At 51.0% G+C, this 23,589-nt stretch carries 25 protein-coding genes and 1 tRNA gene; 7 read left to right on the forward strand and 19 right to left on the reverse strand.

Annotation, left to right across the window (positions count from 1 at the left end; genetic code table 11):
* Window positions 1–541 precede the first annotated feature (541 nt).
* Window positions 542–898, forward strand: a complete 357-nt coding sequence (locus tag ACESNI_RS07630; protein ID WP_373085946.1) for a glutaredoxin — start codon at window positions 542–544, stop codon at window positions 896–898.
* Window positions 899–1,396: 498 nt separating this feature from the next.
* Window positions 1,397–1,618: a hypothetical protein gene (locus ACESNI_RS07635; RefSeq protein WP_373085947.1), complete on the forward strand. Its 222-nt coding sequence runs from the start codon at window positions 1,397–1,399 to the stop codon at window positions 1,616–1,618.
* A gap of 175 nt (window positions 1,619–1,793) precedes the next feature.
* Here ACESNI_RS07635 and ACESNI_RS07640 read toward each other — a convergent pair whose 3' ends face one another.
* Both ACESNI_RS07640 and ACESNI_RS07645 read right to left on the reverse strand, forming a co-directional pair.
* A complete protein-coding gene (locus ACESNI_RS07640) occupies window positions 1,794–2,423 on the reverse strand; it encodes a methyltransferase domain-containing protein (protein ID WP_373085948.1) in 630 nt (209 codons plus the stop codon).
* Between the two features lie 266 nt (window positions 2,424–2,689).
* The gene (locus tag ACESNI_RS07645) at window positions 2,690–3,025 is read right to left on the reverse strand and encodes a helix-turn-helix domain-containing protein (protein ID WP_373085949.1); all 336 of its coding nucleotides are present in this window, start codon (window positions 3,023–3,025) and stop codon (window positions 2,690–2,692) included.
* 296 nt (window positions 3,026–3,321) lie between these two features.
* Here ACESNI_RS07645 and ACESNI_RS07650 point away from each other — a divergent pair, with 296 nt between their 5' ends.
* Both ACESNI_RS07650 and ACESNI_RS07655 read left to right on the forward strand, forming a co-directional pair.
* Window positions 3,322–4,578, forward strand: a complete 1,257-nt coding sequence (locus ACESNI_RS07650) for an MFS transporter (protein ID WP_373085950.1) — start codon at window positions 3,322–3,324, stop codon at window positions 4,576–4,578.
* Window positions 4,579–4,902: 324 nt separating this feature from the next.
* On the forward strand, window positions 4,903–5,673 hold the full coding sequence (locus tag ACESNI_RS07655) for an SDR family oxidoreductase (RefSeq protein WP_373085951.1): 771 nt from the start codon (window positions 4,903–4,905) through the stop codon (window positions 5,671–5,673).
* A 109-nt stretch (window positions 5,674–5,782) separates the two neighbouring features.
* Here the strand turns inward: ACESNI_RS07655 and msrA are convergent, their stop codons facing one another.
* Both msrA and msrB read right to left on the reverse strand, forming a co-directional pair.
* Complete coding sequence (gene msrA, locus ACESNI_RS07660; protein WP_373085952.1) at window positions 5,783–6,301, reverse strand: peptide-methionine (S)-S-oxide reductase MsrA; 519 nt, start codon at window positions 6,299–6,301, stop codon at window positions 5,783–5,785.
* On the reverse strand, window positions 6,298–6,747 hold the full coding sequence (msrB, locus tag ACESNI_RS07665) for a peptide-methionine (R)-S-oxide reductase MsrB (RefSeq protein ID WP_373085953.1): 450 nt from the start codon (window positions 6,745–6,747) through the stop codon (window positions 6,298–6,300). The genes msrA and msrB overlap by 4 nt, the downstream gene beginning before the upstream one ends.
* Before the next feature lie 462 nt (window positions 6,748–7,209).
* On the opposite strand from msrB, the gene ACESNI_RS07670 reads away from it, so the two are divergent.
* Window positions 7,210–8,898 (forward strand): adenylate/guanylate cyclase domain-containing protein, encoded by a 1,689-nt coding sequence (locus ACESNI_RS07670; protein ID WP_373085954.1) that lies wholly within the window; start codon window positions 7,210–7,212, stop codon window positions 8,896–8,898.
* Window positions 8,899–9,163: 265 nt separating this feature from the next.
* Here ACESNI_RS07670 and ACESNI_RS07675 read toward each other — a convergent pair whose 3' ends face one another.
* Window positions 9,164–9,994, reverse strand: a complete 831-nt coding sequence (locus tag ACESNI_RS07675) for a class I SAM-dependent methyltransferase (RefSeq protein ID WP_373085955.1) — start codon at window positions 9,992–9,994, stop codon at window positions 9,164–9,166.
* 390 nt (window positions 9,995–10,384) lie between these two features.
* Here ACESNI_RS07675 and ACESNI_RS07680 point away from each other — a divergent pair, with 390 nt between their 5' ends.
* Complete coding sequence (locus tag ACESNI_RS07680; RefSeq protein ID WP_373085956.1) at window positions 10,385–11,512, forward strand: NADPH:quinone oxidoreductase family protein; 1,128 nt, start codon at window positions 10,385–10,387, stop codon at window positions 11,510–11,512.
* A 545-nt stretch (window positions 11,513–12,057) separates the two neighbouring features.
* Here ACESNI_RS07680 and ACESNI_RS07685 read toward each other — a convergent pair.
* Together ACESNI_RS07685 and ACESNI_RS07690 are read right to left on the reverse strand one after the other, a co-directional pair.
* The gene (locus ACESNI_RS07685; protein WP_373085957.1) at window positions 12,058–13,266 is read right to left on the reverse strand and encodes a M24 family metallopeptidase; all 1,209 of its coding nucleotides are present in this window, start codon (window positions 13,264–13,266) and stop codon (window positions 12,058–12,060) included.
* A 23-nt stretch (window positions 13,267–13,289) separates the two neighbouring features.
* Entirely contained in the window at window positions 13,290–14,177 is an 888-nt protein-coding gene (locus tag ACESNI_RS07690) for a hypothetical protein (protein ID WP_373085958.1), read from the reverse strand.
* A 151-nt stretch (window positions 14,178–14,328) separates the two neighbouring features.
* On the opposite strand from ACESNI_RS07690, the gene ACESNI_RS07695 reads away from it, so the two are divergent.
* Window positions 14,329–15,255: a LysR family transcriptional regulator gene (locus tag ACESNI_RS07695; RefSeq protein ID WP_373085959.1), complete on the forward strand. Its 927-nt coding sequence runs from the start codon at window positions 14,329–14,331 to the stop codon at window positions 15,253–15,255.
* 169 nt (window positions 15,256–15,424) lie between these two features.
* On the opposite strand, the gene ACESNI_RS07700 is transcribed toward ACESNI_RS07695, so the two are convergent.
* The 12 genes from ACESNI_RS07700 to dcd form a co-directional block, all read right to left on the reverse strand.
* Window positions 15,425–15,500: transfer RNA gene (locus ACESNI_RS07700), tRNA-Phe, on the reverse strand.
* Window positions 15,501–15,651: 151 nt separating this feature from the next.
* Window positions 15,652–15,831, reverse strand: a complete 180-nt coding sequence (locus tag ACESNI_RS07705) for a DNA gyrase inhibitor YacG (protein ID WP_373085960.1) — start codon at window positions 15,829–15,831, stop codon at window positions 15,652–15,654.
* Window positions 15,832–15,839: 8 nt separating this feature from the next.
* Window positions 15,840–17,246 carry a ribonuclease E/G gene (locus ACESNI_RS07710; protein ID WP_373085961.1) on the reverse strand — a complete coding sequence of 469 codons (1,407 nt, stop codon included), beginning with the start codon at window positions 17,244–17,246 and terminating at the stop codon, window positions 15,840–15,842.
* Window positions 17,246–17,914: a nucleoside triphosphate pyrophosphatase gene (locus ACESNI_RS07715; RefSeq protein ID WP_373085962.1), complete on the reverse strand. Its 669-nt coding sequence runs from the start codon at window positions 17,912–17,914 to the stop codon at window positions 17,246–17,248. The genes ACESNI_RS07710 and ACESNI_RS07715 overlap by 1 nt, the downstream gene beginning before the upstream one ends.
* A gap of 11 nt (window positions 17,915–17,925) precedes the next feature.
* Entirely contained in the window at window positions 17,926–18,144 is a 219-nt protein-coding gene (infA, locus tag ACESNI_RS07720) for a translation initiation factor IF-1 (RefSeq protein ID WP_373085963.1), read from the reverse strand.
* Between the two features lie 141 nt (window positions 18,145–18,285).
* Window positions 18,286–18,747: a low molecular weight phosphatase family protein gene (locus tag ACESNI_RS07725; RefSeq protein WP_373085964.1), complete on the reverse strand. Its 462-nt coding sequence runs from the start codon at window positions 18,745–18,747 to the stop codon at window positions 18,286–18,288.
* A 58-nt stretch (window positions 18,748–18,805) separates the two neighbouring features.
* On the reverse strand, window positions 18,806–19,285 hold the full coding sequence (locus ACESNI_RS07730) for a UPF0262 family protein (protein WP_373085965.1): 480 nt from the start codon (window positions 19,283–19,285) through the stop codon (window positions 18,806–18,808).
* A gap of 22 nt (window positions 19,286–19,307) precedes the next feature.
* Window positions 19,308–20,609, reverse strand: coding sequence for a histidinol dehydrogenase (gene hisD, locus ACESNI_RS07735; RefSeq protein WP_373085966.1), 1,302 nt, complete (start codon window positions 20,607–20,609; stop codon window positions 19,308–19,310).
* Window positions 20,599–21,261 (reverse strand): ATP phosphoribosyltransferase, encoded by a 663-nt coding sequence (gene hisG, locus ACESNI_RS07740; protein WP_373085967.1) that lies wholly within the window; start codon window positions 21,259–21,261, stop codon window positions 20,599–20,601. The genes hisD and hisG overlap by 11 nt, the downstream gene beginning before the upstream one ends.
* A 62-nt stretch (window positions 21,262–21,323) precedes the next feature.
* On the reverse strand, window positions 21,324–21,782 hold the full coding sequence (locus tag ACESNI_RS07745; protein ID WP_373085968.1) for a DUF2948 family protein: 459 nt from the start codon (window positions 21,780–21,782) through the stop codon (window positions 21,324–21,326).
* Between the two features lie 29 nt (window positions 21,783–21,811).
* Complete coding sequence (gene murA / locus ACESNI_RS07750) at window positions 21,812–23,104, reverse strand: UDP-N-acetylglucosamine 1-carboxyvinyltransferase (RefSeq protein WP_373085969.1); 1,293 nt, start codon at window positions 23,102–23,104, stop codon at window positions 21,812–21,814.
* Window positions 23,105–23,269: 165 nt separating this feature from the next.
* A partial coding sequence (dcd, locus tag ACESNI_RS07755; RefSeq protein ID WP_373085970.1) for a dCTP deaminase occupies window positions 23,270–23,589 on the reverse strand: 320 nt, incomplete at its 5' end.

A 23,589-nucleotide genomic window follows, 5' to 3' on the forward strand; every position in this document is an offset into this window, starting at 1 on the left:
TGAACTAAGGGAGAGCTTTGTGTTCTCTCAGTCAATCATTCATGGCATTTCATATCAAAAGTAACAGAGTTATTTGCAATCAATTTCAAATCCGCTGAACTGGTACAGAAAACTGGTACAGGATTAATCAATGCAAGGAGGTAACTTAGCTCTAACCCCTTGATATAATTACATTGGAAAAATGCGGCGGATTGTCACCAACCCTCCGCCACTTTGTTGCTTAGGGCTATCTTCGTTAGAAATTGCTTTTGAACTAATAGCGGCCCTAATTTCCAACGACGACAGATGTCTACAAATGACTACAAACCGACATCTTTTCGGTTAAGAGGTGATCACCCCAATGCAATCAGTATGCGCGAACTTAAGGAAGGAATTCAGGAATATCGCTAACATTTTTATCGATAGGTCGCTGGATCCAAGTTACTTAGTGTCTTAATTGGTATATGATTGAGGTTGATCTGACCGCCGCTTAATTCAAGAGTTAAGGCATCTCTTTTGGCAATAGCTCAAACTACAGCCCTCCATCAAGTAAGGAATCCCTATGCCTCGCAATACGCTCAACGATTCTCTCATTCACCTAGCCATCCGCGATGCCGTCGATAACGTCGGTGCAGACGATATTGCTGAAGTGAAGGCGGCCATCGCCGCCAACGACATCGTTGTGGTCGGAATGCGGCAGAATCCTTATCCCAAGAAGGCCTGCAAAATGCTCGACGCCGCCGACCTCAAGTACACGTATCTTGAATATGGGAGCTACTTCAGCAAGTGGCGCCGCCGTCTTGCGCTCAAGATGTGGACCGGCTGGCCAACCCTGCCAATGGTGTTCGTGAAGGGCATGCTGGTGGGCGGGGCACAGGATCTGGCGAAGCTAATCGCGAAAGGTGATCTCAAGAAGTAGCGTTACGGGCTTTATCACGTCCAGCTAGTTAAAGAATAACATTAATGTCCGTTATCAGGGGCTAAATGGAAGTCATTCGGGCTTGGTCAAAAGGGCCGAATTTGACCCCAAGCAGCCATTTACCGTATGGGCGTCAATGAACCAAATTGGAAGTCGCAATTTCCGGGTTAGATTTTTTCGACGATAATTCTATAAGCCGTTCGGTGGGGAAAATTACAGTAAACTTGGTTCCAAATTCTTTGTGCTCTTGATCTCAAAAGTACCGCTATGAGCCTCAGCCAATTGTTTAGCCACGCAATGCCACCCCTGCCTATCTGTCGCGCAGACGGCGCTCAAGTTCAACAAATTGTGATGGAAACGCCAAGGAACACTTGATCAAAATCAATGTGGAGCAACGCTAATCCTAGGCCTAATACCAGCGTTCGGCGCCAATAACAGTTAGCGAGGCGCTGAAACGGTCCACCGCATGACCGTGTGGGCATAATTGAGAGACGAAAAATGGCAAAGATCGAAAGCCTGTATGGCACGACACCGGTGGAAATTTTCGAAAGTGGGCTTGAAAATATTGGTGAAATCCAGGACGTCGCGGTTAGCGTTCTGTGGAAAGACGGCAGCGTGACGGTGGGATGGTCGAGCGTCGAGCGGGAAAACTTGGTCCTGCTCATTATGACTCTCCAAGAAAAATTGCGCCGAACACTGTTTGACGACCTAGAGTTATAGTCGGAACGCGTCAGCCGATTGGCCATTGCGGCCTAAAAAGTGGCGCTCCTATATTTGAGGACCTTAGTGGTCTCACTCTTTTATGTCCGACCGCATAAACGTGGCCCAGTAAAGCTCCCAAAGAAATACGCCGAACAAAATGTGCGGGACCAACGAGGCCACTATTAGCTTGGGGCTAATTCCGAGGCCGCCCGGAAGCGTCTGGTCGTACCGTCAATAATTTAATGATGTCCTTATACAGGAATTCCTTACTCACCAGTTCCAATCCGGCGGCTTCCAGATACTGCTCCGTATGACGGTCAAACTCTGCGCCATAGGCAAATCGCACCCAAGGCGCCCAAAGTTTCATGATGAACCGCGGCAATGGGCTTTCCGGCAAGACATATTCCAGAATAAGGATCGTACCATCGGGGCGGCAGACGCGCCGTAGTTCTTCCAGAGCGGGCTGCTGGTGGTCCGCATCAAGCACGCAAAAAAGAAAAGTCGAGATGATGCCGTCAAAACTGTCGTCGGCAAATTCCATTTTTATAACGTTCATTTCGGCCAGATCGATCTCTGTGCCAAGCTTGTGCTTGCGTAGTCGGGCGCGCTTAAGCATTGCCGGACTGAGATCAATGCCTGTTACCCTGGAGCCGTCTGGGTAGAAGGGGAAATTACGTCCCGTACCGACCCCGGCGTCGAGCAGAGTGCCACTCAATCTGCTAAACAATACTCGGCGCAAAGGCCGGTAACGACCATATTCAAAAGGTAGGTCCAGTAAATCATAGAGCCGGGCAATACGGTTATATGTTTTGAAATTATTCACAGAATCTCCCTGATTGGAGCCTGTCGAAAACGATAGCCCAGTTCTGCGCCTCCATCAATGATGTTGATCAATGAACCGCTCATTAAACACAACGTTTCCAATAACCGCTTTTGGCTAAACATGAAACTATAACCAAATCAGCAATTTTCTAACGCTTATAGCACTTTTGAGGCCAAATCAGGATCATTCAACTTCTTCCGTTTTTGGGCTGTAAGCCGACTTGTTGGGTGAAAATGTCTGTAAAGTGTGGCAAAGCGAAAGTGATTTCAGAGCACCAAAAACTTTTGAATTTGACCCAACTGAGACATTAGTGACTTGGCAAACGTGTCGTCATCTCCGAGCAACCATATCAAAAGCACGTCCAATTTATGGGCGAGCATTTGCAGGTTATCGGAGTGAGGTTTGGAACAGTCTCTTTCCCAACTCCGCAATGTTTTTGACAAGACATTGATGCGCCGCGCCAGTTGCGCGACCGTGAGGTGACATGCGTCACGCGCAGTTTTAATACGGCCACCAAGAGTATCTTCTGTGGGACGGGAAAATAGATTGTCGTTCGCAGAGTATTTCAATTCCAAGATTAGTTCTCTTTTTGGTTTTTCCATGGCTCCGGCCCGGCCATTGTGGGTACGGGCATAAGTCAGACAACTTGGCAGAGCACATGGATGACCTGAATGCTGTCACTGAAATCATCGTTTTGTTAGCTTCGTAAAGTCAGCTAGTGTCTGGAATTGCCTTTGCGGAACTAAGCATGGTTCAGTGTATTATTTCCGGGACAATTGAAACGATCTTATGACAAATTTCTACACAGCAGAAGCAAGCCTGTAGATGAATATTCACTGTCTGCGCGGCATTGATTCTACTAACCTTAATTCAAGTTTACAATAAAGGGAGCATTAGAATGTGGGCTGCAGTGCGATCGTCCTGGCCACTATTCACAGGTATGATCTTTCTAATGGTCAGCAACGGATTATTGGTAACCCTACTGACATTGCGTGCAGGGGAGTTAGGTTTCAGCGAGTCAGCGATTGGACTGATGCAGTCTGCCTATCCTGTCGGGTCTTTGCTCGGCTGCCTGATCGCACCCAAATTGATTATCCGGGTTGGGCATATTCGTATATTTGCGGCTCTAGCCTCAATATGCAGCGGTGTGGCGCTCGTCCATCTCGTCACTTTTGACCCCTGGAGTTGGGGGGGATTACGCTTGCTGACAGGCTTCTGCTTTTCAGGCCTGTATATCGTCGCCGAAAGCTGGCTGAACGGCAGCACAAACAACGAAAGCCGTGCTAGTTTACTGTCAGTCTACTTCGTCATTCAAACTGGTGGCGTAATGATTGGGCAAATGCTGCTCAACCTCTCCACCCCAGAAGGTATTCTGCTTTTTATCGTCGTCTCAATTCTGATCTCATTTTCACTCGTTCCCATGCTGATTTCCGCCAGCGCGACCCCGCCCTATGAATTACCTGAACGAATTTCGCTATTGGAGCTGTTCCGGCTGTCTCCAATGGGCTTGACCGGAAGCTTTCTCAATGGCATCTCGCAAACAGCGCTCTACGTCGCTCTCGCCATTTACGGTAGCGCCATTGGACTATCCAGTGGCGCCATTGGTGGTCTGATCGGATTTATTACTTTGGGTGGTGTATTATTTCAGTTCCCACTGGCTAAGCTATCTGACCGAATAGACAGACGTTTAGTCATCGTCGGTGCCCCGGGCCTCGCAATCCCGGTGTGTTTCTTCCTCGCAATGCTGGACAATCCATCAGAGAACTACCTACTACTCTACGCGATGGTCACTATACTCGGCGGCCTCACCTTGCCGCTCTATTCCATCTGTATGGCGCATATGAACGATCATCTAAAACCCGGGCAGGTAGTTACCGCCAGCAGTACCCTAGTATTAGTTCTGGCCGTTGGCATGACCTTTGGCCCGACACTTGGGGCCTTTGCTATCTCGCAATATGGGCCCGAAGGGCTTTTCTATTTGCTCGCTACGATTTCAGCATTAACGGTTGTAACAGCGCTTTTTCGGCTTTGGAGCGGTCAATCTCGCGCCCAAAATCAAATCACGGCTGTTGCACTTACAGCCAACCTGTCACCGGAAGCAACAAACCTCTATCGTGAAGCTTCAACTTCGGATAACGATGATCCCGACTTCTAGGCCAGTAAGCTATCATGAAATCTTAGTAAGAATAATGAAAAAGGGGTGCCCAGAGGCGGCAACGAACCACCGACAGACTGATAGCACGTCAGCAGGACACCAACGTGATGAATACTCTCTTTTGCGCTCGAAATGTTTATTGCTGTTGGTTTCGCGCCTATTTTCAAAGATCGATAACGTCTTTGCCGAGTGACAGAGGTACTTGCATAAAACATGGTTTAATTTTGTCGTAGATTGACTACTGTGATCGATTGATGAGTCGATCGGCTAAATATTTATCGGAAGCGATAAGACTTGAAATATGGCTGCAAGGAGATTTCATATATGGGCATTCTGGAAAAGTTCAAACTTGATGGTAAAACAGCGTTGGTGACAGGGTCCAGTCGCGGGATTGGCAAGGCCATGGCTGTTGCACTGGCAGAGGCCGGGGCTGATATTATCTGTGTGAGTTCGTCGCTGGAAGAGTACGGAAGTGCGGTAGAGCAAGCAGTTCAAGCAACAGGTCGAAAATTCAAAGGATATGCCTGCGATTTTAGTAATCGAAATGCGCTGTATGGATTTATTGGCCGAGCGAAATCTGACAATCCGCGAATTGATATATTGGTTAATAATGCCGGAACAGTCAGGCGAGCGCCTGCCGTCGACCATCGGGATGAAATTTGGGATGAGGTGATTGAAATTAATCTGAATGCTCCGTTTGTGCTTTCGCGGGAATTTGGCAAGGAAATGGTGGAACGTGGATCGGGAAAAATCATCTTCACCGCCTCGGTCCTGACATTCCAGGGTGGCTTGAATGTTCCAGGTTACGCTGCAAGTAAGGGCGCGATCGGGCAGCTGACGATGGCATTATCAAACGAATGGGCCAGTAAGGGCGTCAATGTGAATGCAATTGCGCCGGGGTATATTCGAACCGATGTTACTCAGGAGTTGCAGGATGATCCTGAGCGCTATAAAGCGATCCTCGGGCGTATCCCGGCCAACCGATGGGGTGAGGTTGAGGATATTGCAGGTACAGTGGTCTTTCTCGCTTCGCCGGCGTCGGATTACTTAAACGGATCAATTGTAACGGTGGATGGCGGTTGGATGGGGCGTTAGGGACAGTATCTTTTACTGTCCTGGCCTGCTTTGAAAATACTTGAAGAAATGGTGCCCAGGGGCGTATTTTCCCATGGCTGTTACCAACTTCGCTTAAAGTCGATTTAGGTCAAACCGTAATTTTAGCGCCAGTTCGATGCGGCAATTTCCAGCCGGACCGAACAAAATGGCAGGTATAGCCTTTCGGAATTCGCTCGAGATAATCCTGATGCTCTGGCTCCGCTTCCCAAAAGTCTCCCACAGATTCTACCTCTGTCATCACCTTTCCAGGCCACAGGCCCGAAGCTTCAACATCGGTAATTGTATCTTCTGCCACTTTTCGCTGATCATCGCTCGTGTAGAAGATGGCGGAGCGATAGCTGACACCAATGTCGCCACCTTGCCGGTTTGCTGTCGTCGGATCATGAATCTGAAAAAAGAACTCCAGGAGATCCCGATAACTGACTTTGTCAGGATCATACACGATCTCAATGGCTTCAGCGTGATTGCCGTGATTGCGATACGTCGCATTCCGTACTTCCCCGCCGGTGTATCCGACGCGAGTAGAAATGATGCCCGGACGCTTCCGGATAAGATCCTGCATACCCCAGAAACAGCCTCCGGCCAATACTGCACGTTCTTGTGTCATGCGACCTCCTCCACCTGATCAATATATTCCTTGTAGCCCTCAGTCTGCATTTCATCACGGTGGATGAAGCGTAGCGAGGCTGAATTAATACAATAGCGTAACCCTCCGCGGTCAAGAGGACCGTCGGTAAAGACATGCCCGAGATGACTGTCGCCATGAGTGGATCGCACTTCGGTTCGTTCGGCGCCATGGCTGGTATCGCGGAGTTCGTTTATATATGTCTTCTTGATAGGCTTTGTGAAGCTCGGCCATCCGCATCCGGAGTCAAACTTGTCTGATGATGCGAATAAAGGTTCGCCTGACACAACATCGACATAGATGCCTGGCTCCTTGTTATCCAAAAGCACCCCCGTTCCCGGAAGTTCAGTGCCACTTTCTTGTGTTACACGGTATTGCTCCTGCGTTAATTTTGAAACCGCTTCGGAAGTTTTACGATAATCAGTCATTATCATTCTCCGTAAACCAAGGGATATTTGATAGATGGGTATCAGTGAGTGTTTTATCTAGTATGCAGGTGCATTTCTGCGGTACCGGTGTTCCCCGTCAGCATTCATGGGACAGAATATTGAATTTGCATAAGAGAGGATTTTTGGTTCATCGTAGCCGTTAAGGAGTGAAGATGGGCAAGCAGGCTGGATGGAGCCGCTTCAAAACCCATTCGGGCCAAAAGTGTTACCTATGTCTCCGATATAAAACGTAACCTATGTGCCCGAAACGGACCCTCGAAAAATGGTGCCCAGGGGCAGTAACGAACCACCGACAGAATGACGACGCGTCGGCATGCTGTGTGGATGTGATATGTGGGATCACCGATAGCTGAAGCCTGCTAATAGCCAAAAGCCACCGTCATCTCTTCTAGTATTTCTCAATAGTTCAGATAGTATTCTTCCAAAGGGAGAACTGTCATTATGGAACGCAGGCTAGCCGCCATATTGATCGCTGATGTGGTCGATTACTCCCGTCTTATGGGCGAGGATGAAGCACGTATGCTTGCTGCCTTAGGCGAACTGCGCCATGATCTTTTTGAGCCGGTGGTCGCCAGCCATGGCGGCAACGTCATCAAGCGTATGGGTGATGGCTGGATTGTTGAATACCCAAACGTTTATGACGCAGTGGCATCTGCCATCGAGGTGCAGGAAAGCCTAGCCAAGCACGAGATCATACGTATGCGCGTCGGTATCCACAGCGGCGATGTTATGTTTCAGGACGACGATGTCTATGGCGACGGGATCAATGTCGCGGCCCGATTGGAGGCTCTGGCCAAACCTGGGCAGGTGCTGATCTCCGACACCGCGCACCACAGCTTGGACGGTAGGGCGGCCGCGAAATTTGGCGGTGGCAAACAGCATGAATTGAAAAACATCGCCCGACCTGTTGCGGTCTGGAACTGGCCGGTGGGAAGTGAACTAACGGCGGCACAACAAGTTGCTCCAGCTCTTTCCGATAAGCCTTCCATCGCAGTCTTGCCGTTGAACTGTATGTCAGCCGATCCAGAACATGAATATTTAGCGGATGGATTGAGCGAAGACTTAACGACATTGCTGGCCCGTGTTCCCGACTTTTTTGTCGTCGCACGAAACTCCTCCTTTTCGTTCAAAGGAGAAGATCTGGATATAAGCGAAGTTGGTCGTGCGTTGAATGTACGATACGCCATCGCAGGCAGTCTAAGACCGGTTGGGAAGCTGTTCCGGGTTACCGCCCAGTTGATAGATACAGAAACCGGGCAACATATTTGGTCCAAGCATTTTGATCATCCGTCAGATACGATCTACGAATTGCAGGACGAGATTATCTCTGCCATCGTGTCCAATCTGTTGCCGGAATTGACCCGCATGGAATTTGAGCGAATACAGCGCCGGCCACTTTCGGACTTCAATGCGTGGACCTATTATCAAAAGGCATCCGGGTTGCTTGCGGTAAAAGGTTGGCGCAAAGAAACCTTTACGGCAGCAGCTGAACTTTATCGTCGTTCAATCGCACTGGATGAACAGTTCGCGCCAGCTTACGCGGGCCTGTCTCTATTATTGGCGCTCGGACATCTTGTTGGCTATGTCAGCGAACCAGACGAAGCCTTAGCCGCCGCCGATAGGGCGCTGGCGTTGGACAACGGTAACTCAGAAGTACTTGGCTATGCAGGTTGTGCCCTGACAGATCTTGGGTTTCCCAACCGCGGCATCGAAATATTGGAACAGGCGCTTGATCTGGACCCAAGCAATGCCCAGGCAATGGTCGCTTTGGGCTCTTCGTTTTTTGCCTCCGGTAAGATTGGGAATGCAGTAGAGTTCATTCGTCATGGTTTAGAGTTGTCACCGCGCGATAGTAGGCAAGCATTTTGGCGTGGCATATTTGCATTGGCGTTAAGCCGCCATGGCAAATTGGAAAATGGTATCGAAGAAGCACGAAATGCTTGTCGCGTTGACAGCAGTTCCCAAAACTCCAGAGTGATTTTGGCCGCTCTTCTGATGCGTGCCGAACGACAGTCAGAGGCCGCGTCAGCCCTGAAAGAAGCCCGTCGCATCCATCCGGAATTATCCCATCGAGAAGTTCAAGGTTTAGTTGGGCGAAAGAATGCGGCGTTGTTGGAAGCCATCTGGTGAGAAATAGTCTATGACTGCACTGGGTCACCATCAGACCATTCAATTGTCTAGGCAAATCCGCTGCTATTGTGATAGCCAGTTCTTTGTGCAACAAACACAAGCGGCGCCGCTTTCAGTTTGCCGTTCAATTTTGATGCTATTGGAAAAAGTGGTGCCCAAGGGCCGTAACAAACCATCGACAGTCAGATAGCGCGTCGGCATGCTAGGTGAAGGAGGGTCTTATGGCCTCAGATATGAAATCCGCTAGGTGCCATATGGAGACATTCTAGTTTTCGGGTTTCTTAGCAAGAAAGACGATAGCTTGAAATGATAACTTTGCTGGTGTTGGTCCAAATTCGTCCGCCAGAGCTTTCTCAGCGGCAGCGATGATTTCCTCAACTCCAACAGCGGCTCGCTGTTCAACTTCTATGATGGTCGGATTTCCTGTAATTAAACCGCGTGCGGGAAGGCTATAGTCTTTGACCTCTAACACTTCCGACACATGTGCTACATCAACTGCATCATAGCCTGCGTCATGGAACAAACCACGCCCACTTTCTTCATCGACGGTGCCAAATGGAATCTCCAGAAACCGAGGGGGATTGCTCTCAAAGAACCGTTTTATGACACGGTCAACGACGCCGACCGATAGGTTTTGGTCAAAAGCATCCCAAACATTTAGTGCCAAGACACCACCGGGCTTTAGGACGCGTGTCATTTCCTTCATACCAAGTGATTTGTCTGGGAAAAACATAATCCCAAAGGAGCAAACAACGGCATCAAAGCTGGCATCATCGAATGGCAGGTCCAGCGCATTTGCTTGAGAGTATGTCACGCCTGGCAGATTGGCGTTGACGGACGAAGCGTGGTTCAGCATTGCTTCGTTAAGGTCTGTGGCGAGTATCTCCGTACCTATCGGCAATACCTCGGCCAAGTGGCGTGTAGAGATGCCCGTGCCACATGCGACTTCGAGCACTTTAGCCGGATGGCTGACAGTCGTATTGATACGACGTGCTAAGTCAGCTCCTGAGAACTCAAACAACAATGGCCCGAGATAAGTGTTGTAGTTTTCAGGGATAGAGCCGGTGAAGCTGGCGTGCGTCGATGTGTCATTCATAACGAGCACTCTTTCGTCATTGAGAAAGTCGTGAAGGCAAGACAATTTCAACCTTAACAAAGTTTTCGACAATGATCCATAGACTCAGTTCGTACGCTTTGCTTCATCAGCAGACCATTGACCATCCAAGCAAGTCGTCTGCTTTCAGCGCAATGGCCAGTTCTTTGCGCAACAAACACAAGCGGCGCAGGATTCAGTTTGCCGATCAATCATGATGCCTATGGAAAAATGGTGCCCAGAGGCGGATTCGAACCACCGATACGCGGATTGCGTACTGAGTGAATGGCGGTCTCTCAATCTGCCAGTAAACACAATGATTTTCCTACATTATTTCTAAACGACCGCGTAATGTGAAGCTGTGGGCGAAAAATAAAAAAGGAAATGCCGGTAATGCATCAAGGGAAAAAGTTAGTCCTCAATAAATTTGGTCAAGACAGAGAAGACGCGATTGAAAACATTCTGGCCTTGGAAGCGTCACCAGCCCCTGAAGTCGGGAAACTACAACCCCACGAAGTGCTTATCGGTATCCGTAGTGCGTCGGTTTCGTTTGTCGATTTGTTGATGCTGAGTGGGCAATACCAGAAAATGCCGCCGTTGCCATGTGTTCTAGGTATGGAATATTCCGGTGTGGTGCTTGCGACGGGAAGTGATGTAGACGGGAGTAAACTCGCAGTCGGTGACAGGGTTTTGAGCGATTTTCTTGTTACAGGACCTCGTAGCAACGGCGCCTATCAGGGTGACGGCGGCTGGCAGACTTTTGCCGTCGCACCGGAACAGGGTGTCCATAAGTTGCCGGATTGCCTATCCTTTGATGAAGGATGTAATCTGCTCCTCAATTACGAAACCCCCTATTACGCTTTTATCAACCGTGCACAATTGCGGGAAGGAGAAACAGTCCTGATAACCGGGGCATCTGGAGCAGCCGGAATGGCCGCTATACAGGTCGCCAAGTTACTCGGTGCAAATGTGATTGCGACAGGTCGGTCGGATAAAAAACTGGAACAGGTGAAGAAATTTGGGGCAGATCATGTCATCAATACGTCTCCTCGCCCCAGGGAAGAGGGGATACCCAGATTCCGTGACGAAGTCAAAGCATTGACCGATGGACGCGGGGTTGAGGTCGTGTTCGATACGGTCGGCGGTGACGTTTCGCAAGAAGCAATGCGCTCGCTTGGCTTTGGCGGCAGGATGGTCATCATCGGTTGGGCTCAAAATACGAAAGTCGCAAAAGGAGGCGGAAAACGCGGATCAGATAATGCTGATCGTCTTCCGACAAATATCATGCAGATGAAGGGCCTGTTTGTGATGGGATCGCCCATGATCATTCATTCCGACCGTGACCCCTCAATACGTATTCCTCGTTTGGAAAGCGTCTTTAAATGGGCAAGTGATGGCCTGCTCACACCCGTTGTTTCTCACAGCTATCCTTTGGAAGACTATAAGCGGGCAATGTATGCGAAGATTTCCGGGAAGGTGAATGGAGGTTGCGTGTTGAACCCTGAGCCATTCTTGCTTTGATTTTGCAGATACTAAAGACAGAGAATATTAGCAGATCAATTGACAAGCGTAAGGGTATTCCATCTTGAAACAATAGAACAATGGCTGGATACGCTGTCTTGGTGGACTGGGAAGGAAATGGTGCCCAGGGGCGGATTCGAACCACCGACAACCTGATAGCACGTCAGCATGCTGTATGATTGTAGAAACTGTAGCCGTAGTATTGCAGAGTTTGCCTTGCGCCCGAAGGAGATATTGAGGGAAGATGTTTAATGTTGGCTCTAAGCCCAAACTACTGGATGCTACAATAGGCGCCGAAGTCTGAAAAGTGCCATAAACAGCCGTTTTTGGTCACTCTATGCCCTCGTGTAAACGGCTTGCGACCAGGCTCTTGGCCTAGTGTTCCAGCTCAAATCGCCACATTGCGTCCATGACGTTCTGATTGGCCGCATGTCCAACGTTTTCCGTTAGTATGTGCAATCACAGGGGATGCAATAGGTGTATTCCCTTTTCACAAGTGCCGCGCCTGCATATTGCTATGCGCAGCCGGGTGAACTTACCAGATCCTAGGCCAGTAGCGGTTCCTCAAACTCCATATCAGACAGCAGCTCTAGCCCCTCATTTGTAATCAGAATCTGTTGCTCCAACTTAATACCTTCGGCGCCACCGGGGGCACCTGCATAGCTTTCGACACAAATCACCATCCCCGGCTCCAGAATACCATCATGTCCTTTGGCTTGGATTTTGTCCGAATGGATCAACAACGGGAATTCATTGCAAAGACCGCTGCCATGGGCAATCGCGGGCAGCTCAAAGGCTTTGTATTTCTCCGGCATCCGATGGGCAAGGTCAGCCAGCTCGAAAAAGCTGCGCCCTGGTACGAAAAGCTCAACATTGCGCTGCACTTGTTCGTAGGCCAAGGAATAAAGCCTGCGCTGATCATCTTTTGGTTTGCCGTCACCTACGGTCCAGCTGCGGGAAATATCTGCACCGTAGCCATGTGGGCCAATCATATCTGAATCAATGCAGACGATGTCACCCAGTTCGACCTGTCGCTCGCTTGCTTCTTGATACCATGGGTTGGTGCGTGGGCCAGATGACAGCAAGCGCGTTTCAACCCATTCACCGCCCAGTTCAATATTCGTCTGGTGCAGGATCGACCAGATCCCGTTTTCAGTCATCCCCGGCTTTGTTTCGGCAATCATTTTTCTTAAGGCAACCTGACAAACATTAACAGATTGGCGAACGGCATCAATTTCTTCAGGCGTTTTAATGATGCGTGCCAAGTGCGCAACTTCGAACCCGTCGACGATCTGGATACCGTTATCTTCAAGAAGATGGGTGCCAACTGGATCCATCCTGTCGATGGCAAGACGGCGATTATCACCGCCATATGTGTTCATTAGATCGACAATTTCGCCGCACCATGCTTTCGCGAACTCCGCCACGCGCGGGCCCGCGGCAAAGTGATACCACGCATTTGCAACACGAACTTCATCTACGGCGGATCGGTCGTCAGAAAGGAATTCGCAGCCGCTGAACTCAAACAAGATCGTAGCCCCCTCGGCCGCTACAAAGACATAGCGGCAAGGGTTGTGCAGAGAATACACCTGCATGTTGCTAGTCCCGGTGGCGTAACGAATGTTGATTGGGTCGTAGAAAAGCCCAGCCGCGCAATTGAATTCCAGCAGCTTTTCTTTCAATCGCGCAAGCCTTCCCAGTTCCAGTCGGTTATGCCAATCGGGATCTTTCCCCAAAACGGTTTGTGTCGCCACAGGTCTGCTCCTATTTGCCTGTTTCAACCTGCAAGTCCATCGCTATTACGATCATTCTCGGCTGCGATATGCTCGGGCATCACGCGACCGTAGACTTTCATCGTGCTGGCGACGCTTCCGATAAATCCGGGCTGGCGGGCATATCCAAAAATAACGGTATGGCGGGTTCCATTCTCGATCCGGTTGACCCGGTGCAATGAGTAGCGACCTTTGAATATCTGTAAATCACCGACCTGCAGGTCGAGGCTATGAACATGGTCCTTCTCACCATCGAGAACCGAACGGACCGCGTCAAAATTCTCGTTCCCCGGTGCCCGCAGATTGGGGCAATACTCAAGTGTACCCCCCTGATCGGCACAGCGAGTCATAAGGCTGACGACGAATTCATTGGCGTCATAATGCCATTCCAGCACGTTGTCAACGTCCATCGTGTTGATAATCAGTCCGCGCATGGGATCCGCGAACGGATGGATATCGCCGGCCTCAAGGCAAGCGGCAATGAGGGCCTTCAATGCCCTATTTGCATAGATTTGCTGAATGGATGTTTGCGCCGGAATAAGATCGCGGGTAACGTGGCCACTTGTCGTTCTATGGGCGCGGCGCATGGGGTGCTGCTCGGAAAAACTGTCATCTGGTCCGGTGCCGTATGGCGTATATTCGTCACTGCTGAACAGCGCCAATGGGGCGAGAGCTGTCGTTTCAGCCGCTAAAGCGCTATGCGCTTCGGGAAGAATAAACCCGGGAAGGCGTACACACCCGCTGTCGGCTAGTTCGATGCGTGCCTTGGCGATAACTTCCAACAACACTGGGCTGCTTGGGTTATGGATAGGGTATCGCTCCAGATCAATCAGCGACAGGCACGCGGAGAGCGGCGCACTTGCCATTGGCCGGTTCTTAATATTCAATTCCATCTTGTACTTCCTTTTTCACACAGTCTCGGTGGGCGTTTCAAACGCAGGGTTATTGCGGTAACGCCTCTGTCCGGGATTGGGAGGGCCAGTATACCTTGACTTTTTGTTTAATATATTTCTATGTATTCCATGTTTACTTGAAAGAAATTCAATGGAAGCACGCCACCTGTCCTTCCGCCATATGGAAATGTTCGTTGCGATTGATCGGTGCGACACCATGGGCGATGCTGCCAGAACGCTTCTGATAACACCTTCCGCGCTGACCCACCGCATACGCGAAGCAGAACGGCGTCTGGGTGTTGTCCTTTTTGAAAAGCGAGGACGCATTGCCCGGCCGACAGCGGCGGCACTTATTCTGACACATACTGCGGAACGCGTGATGAAGGATCTTTATCAGTCCGAACGGGTCGCCATTGCATCATCTGAAGGCATACAGCACGTCTTACGCATATCGGTTGCGGTGTACAATGCGTTCCACTGGCTGCCAGATTTCTTGTTATGGTTTCGCGTGGCAAACCCGCAGATTGGTATCGAAATCGAAACCCAAGGTGCCATCGCGCCGTTCGACCTGTTGTCCAAAGGCAGCATTGATCTTGTAATGTCGCCTGACATCGTGCTCCCGGGGCAACTTGAATCGATGGATCTTTTTGACGATGAGCTGGTTGCTGTTATGCCACCCAGCCACGCACTCGGTCAAAAGAGTTACCTAACGGGGCGCGATTTTGTGAATGACCCGTTTCTGACCTATTCGCTTGTGCGACAGCTCGGGTACGAAGCAGATCGCATCTGGACACCGGAAAACGTGATGCCACCACGCGAAGACAACATTGGCTCGGTGGATGCTATCTGCGAGCTGATCAAGGCGGGCTTTGGAATTTCGATTCTCAGTCATTGGGCAATTTACCCACAGTTTCTGTCTGGCAACCTTAGGCCCGTGCGCGCGACGCAGAACGGCCTTGATATCACGTGGCGTGCAATCATCAAAAGCGCGGCATCCAAAGGCGCACCGGAGCGTATCTTGATGAACGCACTGGCGGATTGGTTTCGCCTCAATCCGCCGAGTTGCTTAACGCATTAGCCGATGGTCGAGCGTCGACATGTCGAGTATTCTTTTTGGACTGAAATCACGCTGAAGAGCTGAAGAAGTGGCGCCCAGAGGCAGATTCGAACCACCGACAGAATGACGACGCGCCGACATTCCCAACATCTTTATTCGCCTTAATGGCATACTGAGGATTTAAGAAAAATGGTGCCCAGGGGCGGATTCGAACCACCGACACGCGGATTTTCAGTCCGCTGCTCTACCAACTGAGCTACCTGGGCGCATTGTCAATTCACGTGAATATGCGTGAGCGAAGAAGAAGCAGGTTTATAAAAGAAATAAGCAAGGCTGTCCATAGGAGTTGACTCAAAAACTGCGAAAAACTTCACCTCAGCTTGCGGCCTTTCCGCGTTGCCCGGTCCTCGCTTTTTCTTAATCGTCATTTTCATCATTGGCGGGCACATTTTCGTCGCCTGGAATGACATAGCTTTCATTAAACCATTTCCCAAGATCGACTTTTTTACAACGGGCCGAGCAGAACGGCCGAAATTCAGTGACGGCGGGCTTGCCGCATTGAGGGCAGGGTTTCGCGGATGTTTCAGGAGTGGTCATTTAAATCATTACCCTAGTGTATATTCACCAAATGTCATTTGCGGATCGAGGATTATGTTCAGCTTAATTCCCAGATAGGACTCCATTGTCTGTTTGTGAAGGTTTAGTTCCGTGGTCAATTCGCTTCCGGCATAAATATCGATATGGCCTTTTCGCGCGTGACCGGCAGCATTGTCAACGGCACGAAGGAGTTTGGAAAGCAGCGTTGTTGTCTGCTCGATAGTACCCTCGCCATTACAGAGACGACAGTCATCAAGCAATATATCGGCGATGGCTTTTCGGGTGCGGGTTCGCACCACCTGCATCAGGCCAAGCTCGGTCATCCCGATGAGCCGGGTATGAACGGGATCATCCTGAAAAGCATTCTGGAGTTCCTGGGTTATCTTTGCAACATCGCCTCTGCCTTGCGTCTGGACAAAGTCGATGATGATTATTCCCCCATAGTTGCGAAGCCGGATCTGGCGGGCGATTTCCCGGGCGGCCTCCAGATTGGTGCTGAGGGCCGAGGCCGCGGGCTCTGTCGCTGAGGTATAGGAGGATGAATTAACATCGATGACGATCATTGCTTCCGTGCGCTCAAGCACAATATTGGCGCCGGACGGGAGAGGGACATGTTTCTGAAGCGCTTGCTCAAGCTGTTCTTCCGCCCCGAATGCCTCAAACAATGACTCCCGCTTATCCCAAAGTGTCAGGTTCGCGAGGGAGGAGGGAAACAGACGCTGAATATGTTTTTTCGCCTCATTCAAGGCGCGGGAGCGATTGACAATTATGTTGAGATTGGAAGTAAGGCAAGAGTGCAGGATATGCAGAAGAGGTGTTTGCGCCGGTCCAAGGCGGCGCGGCTTGCTGCTCTGGATTGGCTCATTCTGTATTCTCGACCACTCGTCCGCAAGATATTGGAGTTCTGCCTTGAAATTATCTGTGGAGGCGGCATTGGCAGAGGTTCGCACTGTCACGCTTCCCTGTTCTAAAAGGGTCCCGGCAAGCAACGTAATTTGGTCGCGGAGATCGCTACTCTGAATATTCTTTGAAAAAGTCAGGCCTGTAGCCATGGGCCGGAAAATAAAATTTGGGCTATCCAGGCGGTAACGGCAACTGAGTTGGACGGGTTTTTCTCCGAGGCGATCCTTCGTTACCTGAAAGAGCCGCTTTTCACCTTCATGCACCAGATTGCTTATTTTTTTTCCGTCTCTTGCGATATCACGACTCACGATGAAGCCGCTTCCCGCGGATCCAAGATCAACAAAGGCACCGTCAAGACTGGGCATTAATTTGCTGATGCGTCCGACATAAAACTCGCCAACGGAAGAGATATCGTCATGCCGTTCGATATAAACCTCGATCAATGTCTCGTTTTGCATCAAGGCCGCACGGGTTTCAAATAACGCTTCGTCAATCAGCAGGGTTCGCGTCATTAATCCGCCTGTAGCCATAGATTGAAGCCGTTGCCCCCGAGAAGGTTGCCTATATCAAACAGAGGCAGGCCAACGACGTTACTGTAAGACCCCTGAATATCGCGGATGAACGCGGCGGCACGTCCCTGGATAGCATATCCGCCCGCCTTATCGCGCCATTCTTCCGTCTGGAGGTAGCCTCGTATTTCCGCTTCGTTTAGGGGTTTGAAAATAACGGCGGTTGAGACGACACGGGAGATTACTTTTTTATCTGGTGTGATCAGGGTGACGCCGGTATGCACCCTGTGCCGTCGGCCCGACAGCAAGGACAGGAATTTGCGGGCTTCTCTCTCGTCGCGTGCCTTGCCGAGCGCTCGCCGACCCACTGCAACAACAGTATCCGCCGAAAGAATAAACGCGCCGGCATGCCGGCCCGACACGGCGGCGGCCTTTTCTGTTGCAAGGCGAAAGGCGAGATCACGTGGCCGTTCGCCGGATAACGTCATCTCGTCGATGTCGGCCGGATCGATTATATCGGGTGTAATGCCCAGTTGCTTGAGAAGAGCCAGTCGTCTGGGGGAGGCGGAGGCAAGGACGAGGGTCACGGGTTTCGATATCGGTGCCGTCAATTTACCCGCAGATACGGCGGGTGGCGTTTTCGCCGCCGGGTCGTCTGTACGGTCACCCATCAGCGGAGGCCTTACTTGTAGCGGAACGTAATCCGTCCTTTGGTGAGGTCGTACGGTGTCATTTCGACGGTGACCTTGTCGCCCGCCAACACCCTGATACGATGTTTCCGCATTTTACCTGCTGTATGGGCAAGTACTTCATGATCATTTTCAAGAACGACGCGAAACATTGCATTCGGCAGCAATTCCGTGACCGTCCCATCAAACTCCAATAGTTCTTCTTTAGCCATAAATACCTATTCCAAAATTTTTAATCGCTGCAAAATAAGGTCGCCGTGGTCTTTAATGCAAGCTTTTCCTTCGTTTTGCGGTGAAGAAACATTAAAACCCGCAAAAACCTGCCTGATTTTATCAGAAATATCCTGTGACGCTCACACTTCCGGTGCTGGAGCGATCCTGAAGCGGCCCTTTATCTTTTCATAGAGGTCATCCCGCACATGCCTGTATTCGTTTAATTTCATTTCCCGGTTCCCCTCGGTGAGAGACGGATCGATCATGTTCCAGAATTCCGTTTCGCCGGCAGTTGTCCGCGTAATCTCCTGGGCTTTGTGATGAGCCTCCGGCGACAAGGAAATTATCAGATCAAAGGAGCTGTCTTCCAGATCGTCAAAACTCTTTGCGATATGTTTGGTTGCATCAAGCCCGATTTCGTCGAGCACCTCGATTGCGAACCCATCAATTGATTTGGCGAGCACGCCGACACTGTCAACGTAAACGGTATGTCCATACAGGCTTTTCATGATTGTTTCGGCCATTGCCGAGCGGATGCTGTTGTGGGTACAGGCAAACAGCACACTGCCGGGCAATTCATCCGTAAAGGGAGGCTTGCTCATAAATCAACGAGGCCCGGTCTCTTTGGCGCAGTATGGGGCATAAGGAGCATCTTTAATCCTACCCTCGAATATGAAGAACACACATAAGGGTAAAAAGGCGTCGGGCCGTGTTAGAATCCGTGACTGCTTTTTCGGCCAGGCGTTCCTTAAGAAGTTCCGACCCCTCATTGTGAAGCCCCCTGCGTCCCATGTCTATCGCCTCTATCTTTGAGGGGGAAGCGGTCTTGATGGCGTCAAAATAACTCTCGCAGACTTGAAAATAGTCCTTGATAATACGGCGGAACGAAATCACGGGCAGGGGAATGCGAACGAGTTCTGTGCTGTCATCCGCTGTTCGTACATCAAAAATCAATCGATTGTCTTCGATGCAGAGATGAAGGGAGTAGGGGCCGTCGGTCTCAAATCCGGTGACGACGAACGTGTTCTCTTCAAGAATATCAAAAATGGCCACTTTACGCTCATGCTCAATGTCTGCGTTTCGCCGAATAACCGTTCTTTCATCAAGATCAATCTTTATGATATGTTGGTTTTCCGACATGGCGTTTGCTTTTTCCTCTGAGTTAATCCGGCGTGTTCAATCGGATTGAAACCGACAGGGCATGTGCCCCGAGCCCCTCTGCCTCTGCGAGTGTTCGTGCGGCGGGCCCTAATTTCCCGAGGCTTTGTGCGTCCAGTCGCATCATCGATGTCCGTTTTAGGAAATCGAGTGTTGATAACCCGGATGAAAATCTGGCCGTTCGTGAGGTGGGCAAAACGTGATTTGGCCCGACGACATAATCCCCCATTGCTTCCGGGCTGTAGCGGCCGAGAAAAATGGCGCCTGCATGGCGAATACGGGCGGCAAGAGAATCCGGGTCATCGGTACAAAGTTCAAGGTGCTCGGGCGCGATCCTGTCGACTAATGCGGGCGCTTCGTCGAGGCTTTGCACAAGTATGATTGCCCCGTAGTCACGCCAACTGGCGGCGGCGATTGCCTTGCGGTCAAGCGTTTCCAGGTGCCGTTCGACGGCGCGCTCTACCTCCCGGGCAAAATCCGCATTATCAGTAATCAGGATACTCTGGGCGACCGGGTCATGCTCAGCCTGGCTTAAAAGATCGGCGGCGATCCAAGCGGGATCGTTCTTGCTATCTGCAACAACAAGGATTTCCGATGGCCCGGCAATCATATCAATCCCGACGGTGCCAAAAACATGTTTTTTAGCGCTGGCCACATACGCATTGCCGGGGCCGACGATTTTATCCACGGGCGCAATCGTTTCGGTCCCATAGGCGAGAGCCCCGATGGCCTGTGCGCCCCCAATCCGATAGATTTCGTGAACGCCGCAAAGATCGGCGGCGGCGAGAACCAGAGGGTTGATCACCCCGTCGGGCATGGGCACAACCATAACAAGGCGAGAGGCCCCGGCGACCTTTGCCGGGATCGCGTTCATCAACACTGAGGAGGGATAGGTCGCAAGTCCGCCGGGAACATAGAGCCCGATATTATCGATGGCGGTCCAACGATACCCAAGTTCAACCCCGTCTTCATCGGTGTAGGATAGGTCCTCGGGCAATTGTTTGCGGTGGTAGGCCTCGATGCGCTGTGCGGCGACTTTAAGGGCCTCAAGCGTCGGCCCGTCACAGGCGCTTTTCGCCGTTTTAATCTCGGCGGCGGTAACGCGAAGCGCCGCGGCATTGGTCAGGGAAACGCGGTCAAATTTGTTGGTATATTCCAGCACTGCGGCGTCTTTGCGAACCCGCACATCCGCCAGTATTCCAGATGTGATGGCATTGACATCGCCATCAGCTTCCTGATTTCGGCTCAACAAGGCTACAAATTGTGCTTCGAAATCCTTCTGCGTGCTGGTGAGCTTAAGCGCCATTGACGACCTCGCGGAATTTCTCGATCCAGCCATTCAGCTCAACTGACCGTGTTTTCAACGCCGCCCGATTGACAACAAGGCGCGAGGTGATATCGAGGATTTTCTCAACCTCGACCAGACCGTTGGCTTTCAACGTCGCCCCGGAGGAGACAAGATCGACAATCCGGCGGCATAAACCGAGCCCCGGAGCGAGTTCCATGGCGCCCGAAAGCTTGATGCACTCTGCCTGAATACCCGCGGCCGCAAAAAATTTGTGAGTGAGGTTCGGATATTTTGTCGCAATCCGGACATGACTCCAACGACTGGGGTCCCTGTCGTCTTCCAGATTGTTAGGCTGGGCCACGGCAATATGGCAATGACCGATATTGAGATCGACGGGCGCATATATTTCAGGATAGTCAAATTCCAGAAGGACGTCGTTTCCGGCAACCCCCAGCTGGGCGGCCCCAAAGGCCACAAAGGTCGCAACATCGAAAGAGCGGACACGGATAATGGAGACATGCGGATGGTTCGTCCGAAATTGCAGCAAGCGGCTTTCCGGATTGTCAAACGCGGCTTCGGGCTCAATGCCCACCGCCCGGATCATTGGCATAACTTCTTTTAAGATACGCCCTTTCGGCAAGGCGATAACCAACTCTTCACTCGAAGACACACTGCTGCTCCATTTTTCCCGCTACCTTGATCCGGAAATCATTGCTCCGGCATGACTGCTATTTATTTCGACCCGGCGTCATCTGCATGAACCGGCTTATGCTCTGTGTGCCAAGCCTCACCAGTATCTGTCAGGGTCACATTTATACATTCTGTGTCAAGACAGATCGTACCGCCGCCTGCGAAATTCAGGCATATTTCAGCGGCCGCGTCCGTTCCCCTCTGTGTCGAGAGATTAAGCAGTTCAAGGGCTTCGGTCGGCGTTTCCTGTGATATCCCCCTGGTTCTCACGTTCAGGACGTCGCCAATATAAATCCCTGAGCGAATACGATGCCAGTTTGCGGCTGTATCAGGCTCGGTGTTGGTATCCTCCCATTTGAAACGGGAACCGACAAGCAGGAACGCCCTGCTGCCTTTCAGGAAACTCATTTCTCCGGGACTGGTTATCAGTCTCTCTACCGCCGCAGAAAGGATATCCATATCGTCAACTTCAGTGGCATAGAGTTTTAAAGCCTTGGGCATATATCATATCCTGATTTCACAGTTAGCAGTCAGACGGCCATTATGCGCTCGATATCTGCACCACAGGCCGCCAGCTTCTCTTCCAGTCGCTCGTATCCGCGATCAAGATGGTAGACCCGATTGATAACTGTTTCTCCCTCCGCTGCCAAGCCCGCAAGTACCAGAGAGACTGAGGCCCTTAAGTCGGTAGCCATCACCTGGGCCCCCACCAGCCTGTTAACGCCGCGTACAAGGGCAGAATGACCGTGTACGGTAATATTGGCGCCGAGACGTGCCAGTTCCGGGACATGCATGAACCTGTTTTCGAAAATCGTTTCGGTGATCATTGCGGCGCCGTCGCAAATCGTCATCAGGGCCATCATTTGCGCCTGCATGTCGGTCGGGTATCCGGGGTAGGGCATGGTCATGATATCAACGCCCCGAACCCCGGGTCCGGTTCTTGAAACAATCAGGCCGTCGGTGGTTATGACAATCTCGGCCCCTGCTTCAATCAGAATATCCAGAACGGAACGGATAAGGCCTGCTTCGGTATTTGTAAGTTCCAGCCTTCCGCCGGTAATGACCGCCGCAATGGCATATGTCCCGGTTTCGATCCGGTCCGGCATGACCCGGTGCTGCGCGCCGTGAAGTTTATCTACGCCCCGTATAACAAGCCTGTCTGTCTCATCGCCTTCGATATCTGCCCCCATTTGCCGCAGCAACTTTATGAGATCCGTGATTTCTGGTTCTTTTGCAGCATTTTCAAGGACAGTTGTGCCTTTTGCAAGTGATGCTGCCATCAGCAGGTTTTCTGTCGCGCCTACGGAGACGGTGTCGAAGCGGATTTCAGCGCCCCGCAATCCGTTCTTTGCAACGGCGTCCATATAGCCGCCGGTGATGTTAATCTCCGCCCCCATTTGCTCCAGCGCGCTGACGTGCAAATTCATCGGCCGGGTCCCGATCGCACACCCGCCGGGAAGCGAAACACGCGCCTTCCCGACACGCGCTAGAAGCGGTCCCATGACCAGCGCTCCCGCCCGCATCTTGCGCACGATATCATAGGGGGCTTCCGTACTCGTAATGTTCCGGGCTGTAATCGCCAGGGTCCGGCCACCGGTGCATCCGTTCGCGTCATTCTGGCCGTTCATCTTTGCGTCGGCACCATGCTGGCACAATAAATTTATTAAGGTGGAAATGTCGGCTACATGCGGAAGGTTCGAAAGCGTGACGGTTTCATCCGTCAGCAGGCTGGCAACCATAAGGGGGAGGGCGGCATTCTTTGCGCCGCTGATTTCAATTTTCCCATAAAGAGGCTTTCCCCCTCTTATTCGAATACTATCCATATAACATTACCTTGTTTCGTCATGGCTGTAACATTCAGCCACTGAAAGTAAAACTGATCCCCAATTTTCGTCAAACGAGGGAATTTTTACAGTATTTCATAAGCCAAAGGAAAAGAAAATACCGCGGCGCTACCTCAATATTCTGAACAGTAAAAATAATGTCCATTATAATTTGGGCAGTGTAACGCCTTCCTGATTCATATATTTTCCTGCGCGATCCTTATAAGACACTTCACAGGGTTCATTTCCCTTCAGGAAAAGAAACTGGCAAGCGCCTTCATTGGCGTAGATCTTGGCGGGGAGGGGGGTGGTGTTTGAAAATTCGAGCGTGACGTGGCCCTCCCATTCCGGCTCAAGGGGGGTCACATTGACAATGATTCCGCAACGGGCATAGGTGGATTTGCCAAGGCATATCACCAGAACATCCCGAGGGATGCGAAAATACTCCACAGTCCTCGCCAGCACGAACGAATTGGGGGGAATGA

The sequence above is a fragment of the Sneathiella sp. genome (assembly GCF_041689005.1).
GTDB lineage: Bacteria > Pseudomonadota > Alphaproteobacteria > Sneathiellales > Sneathiellaceae > Sneathiella.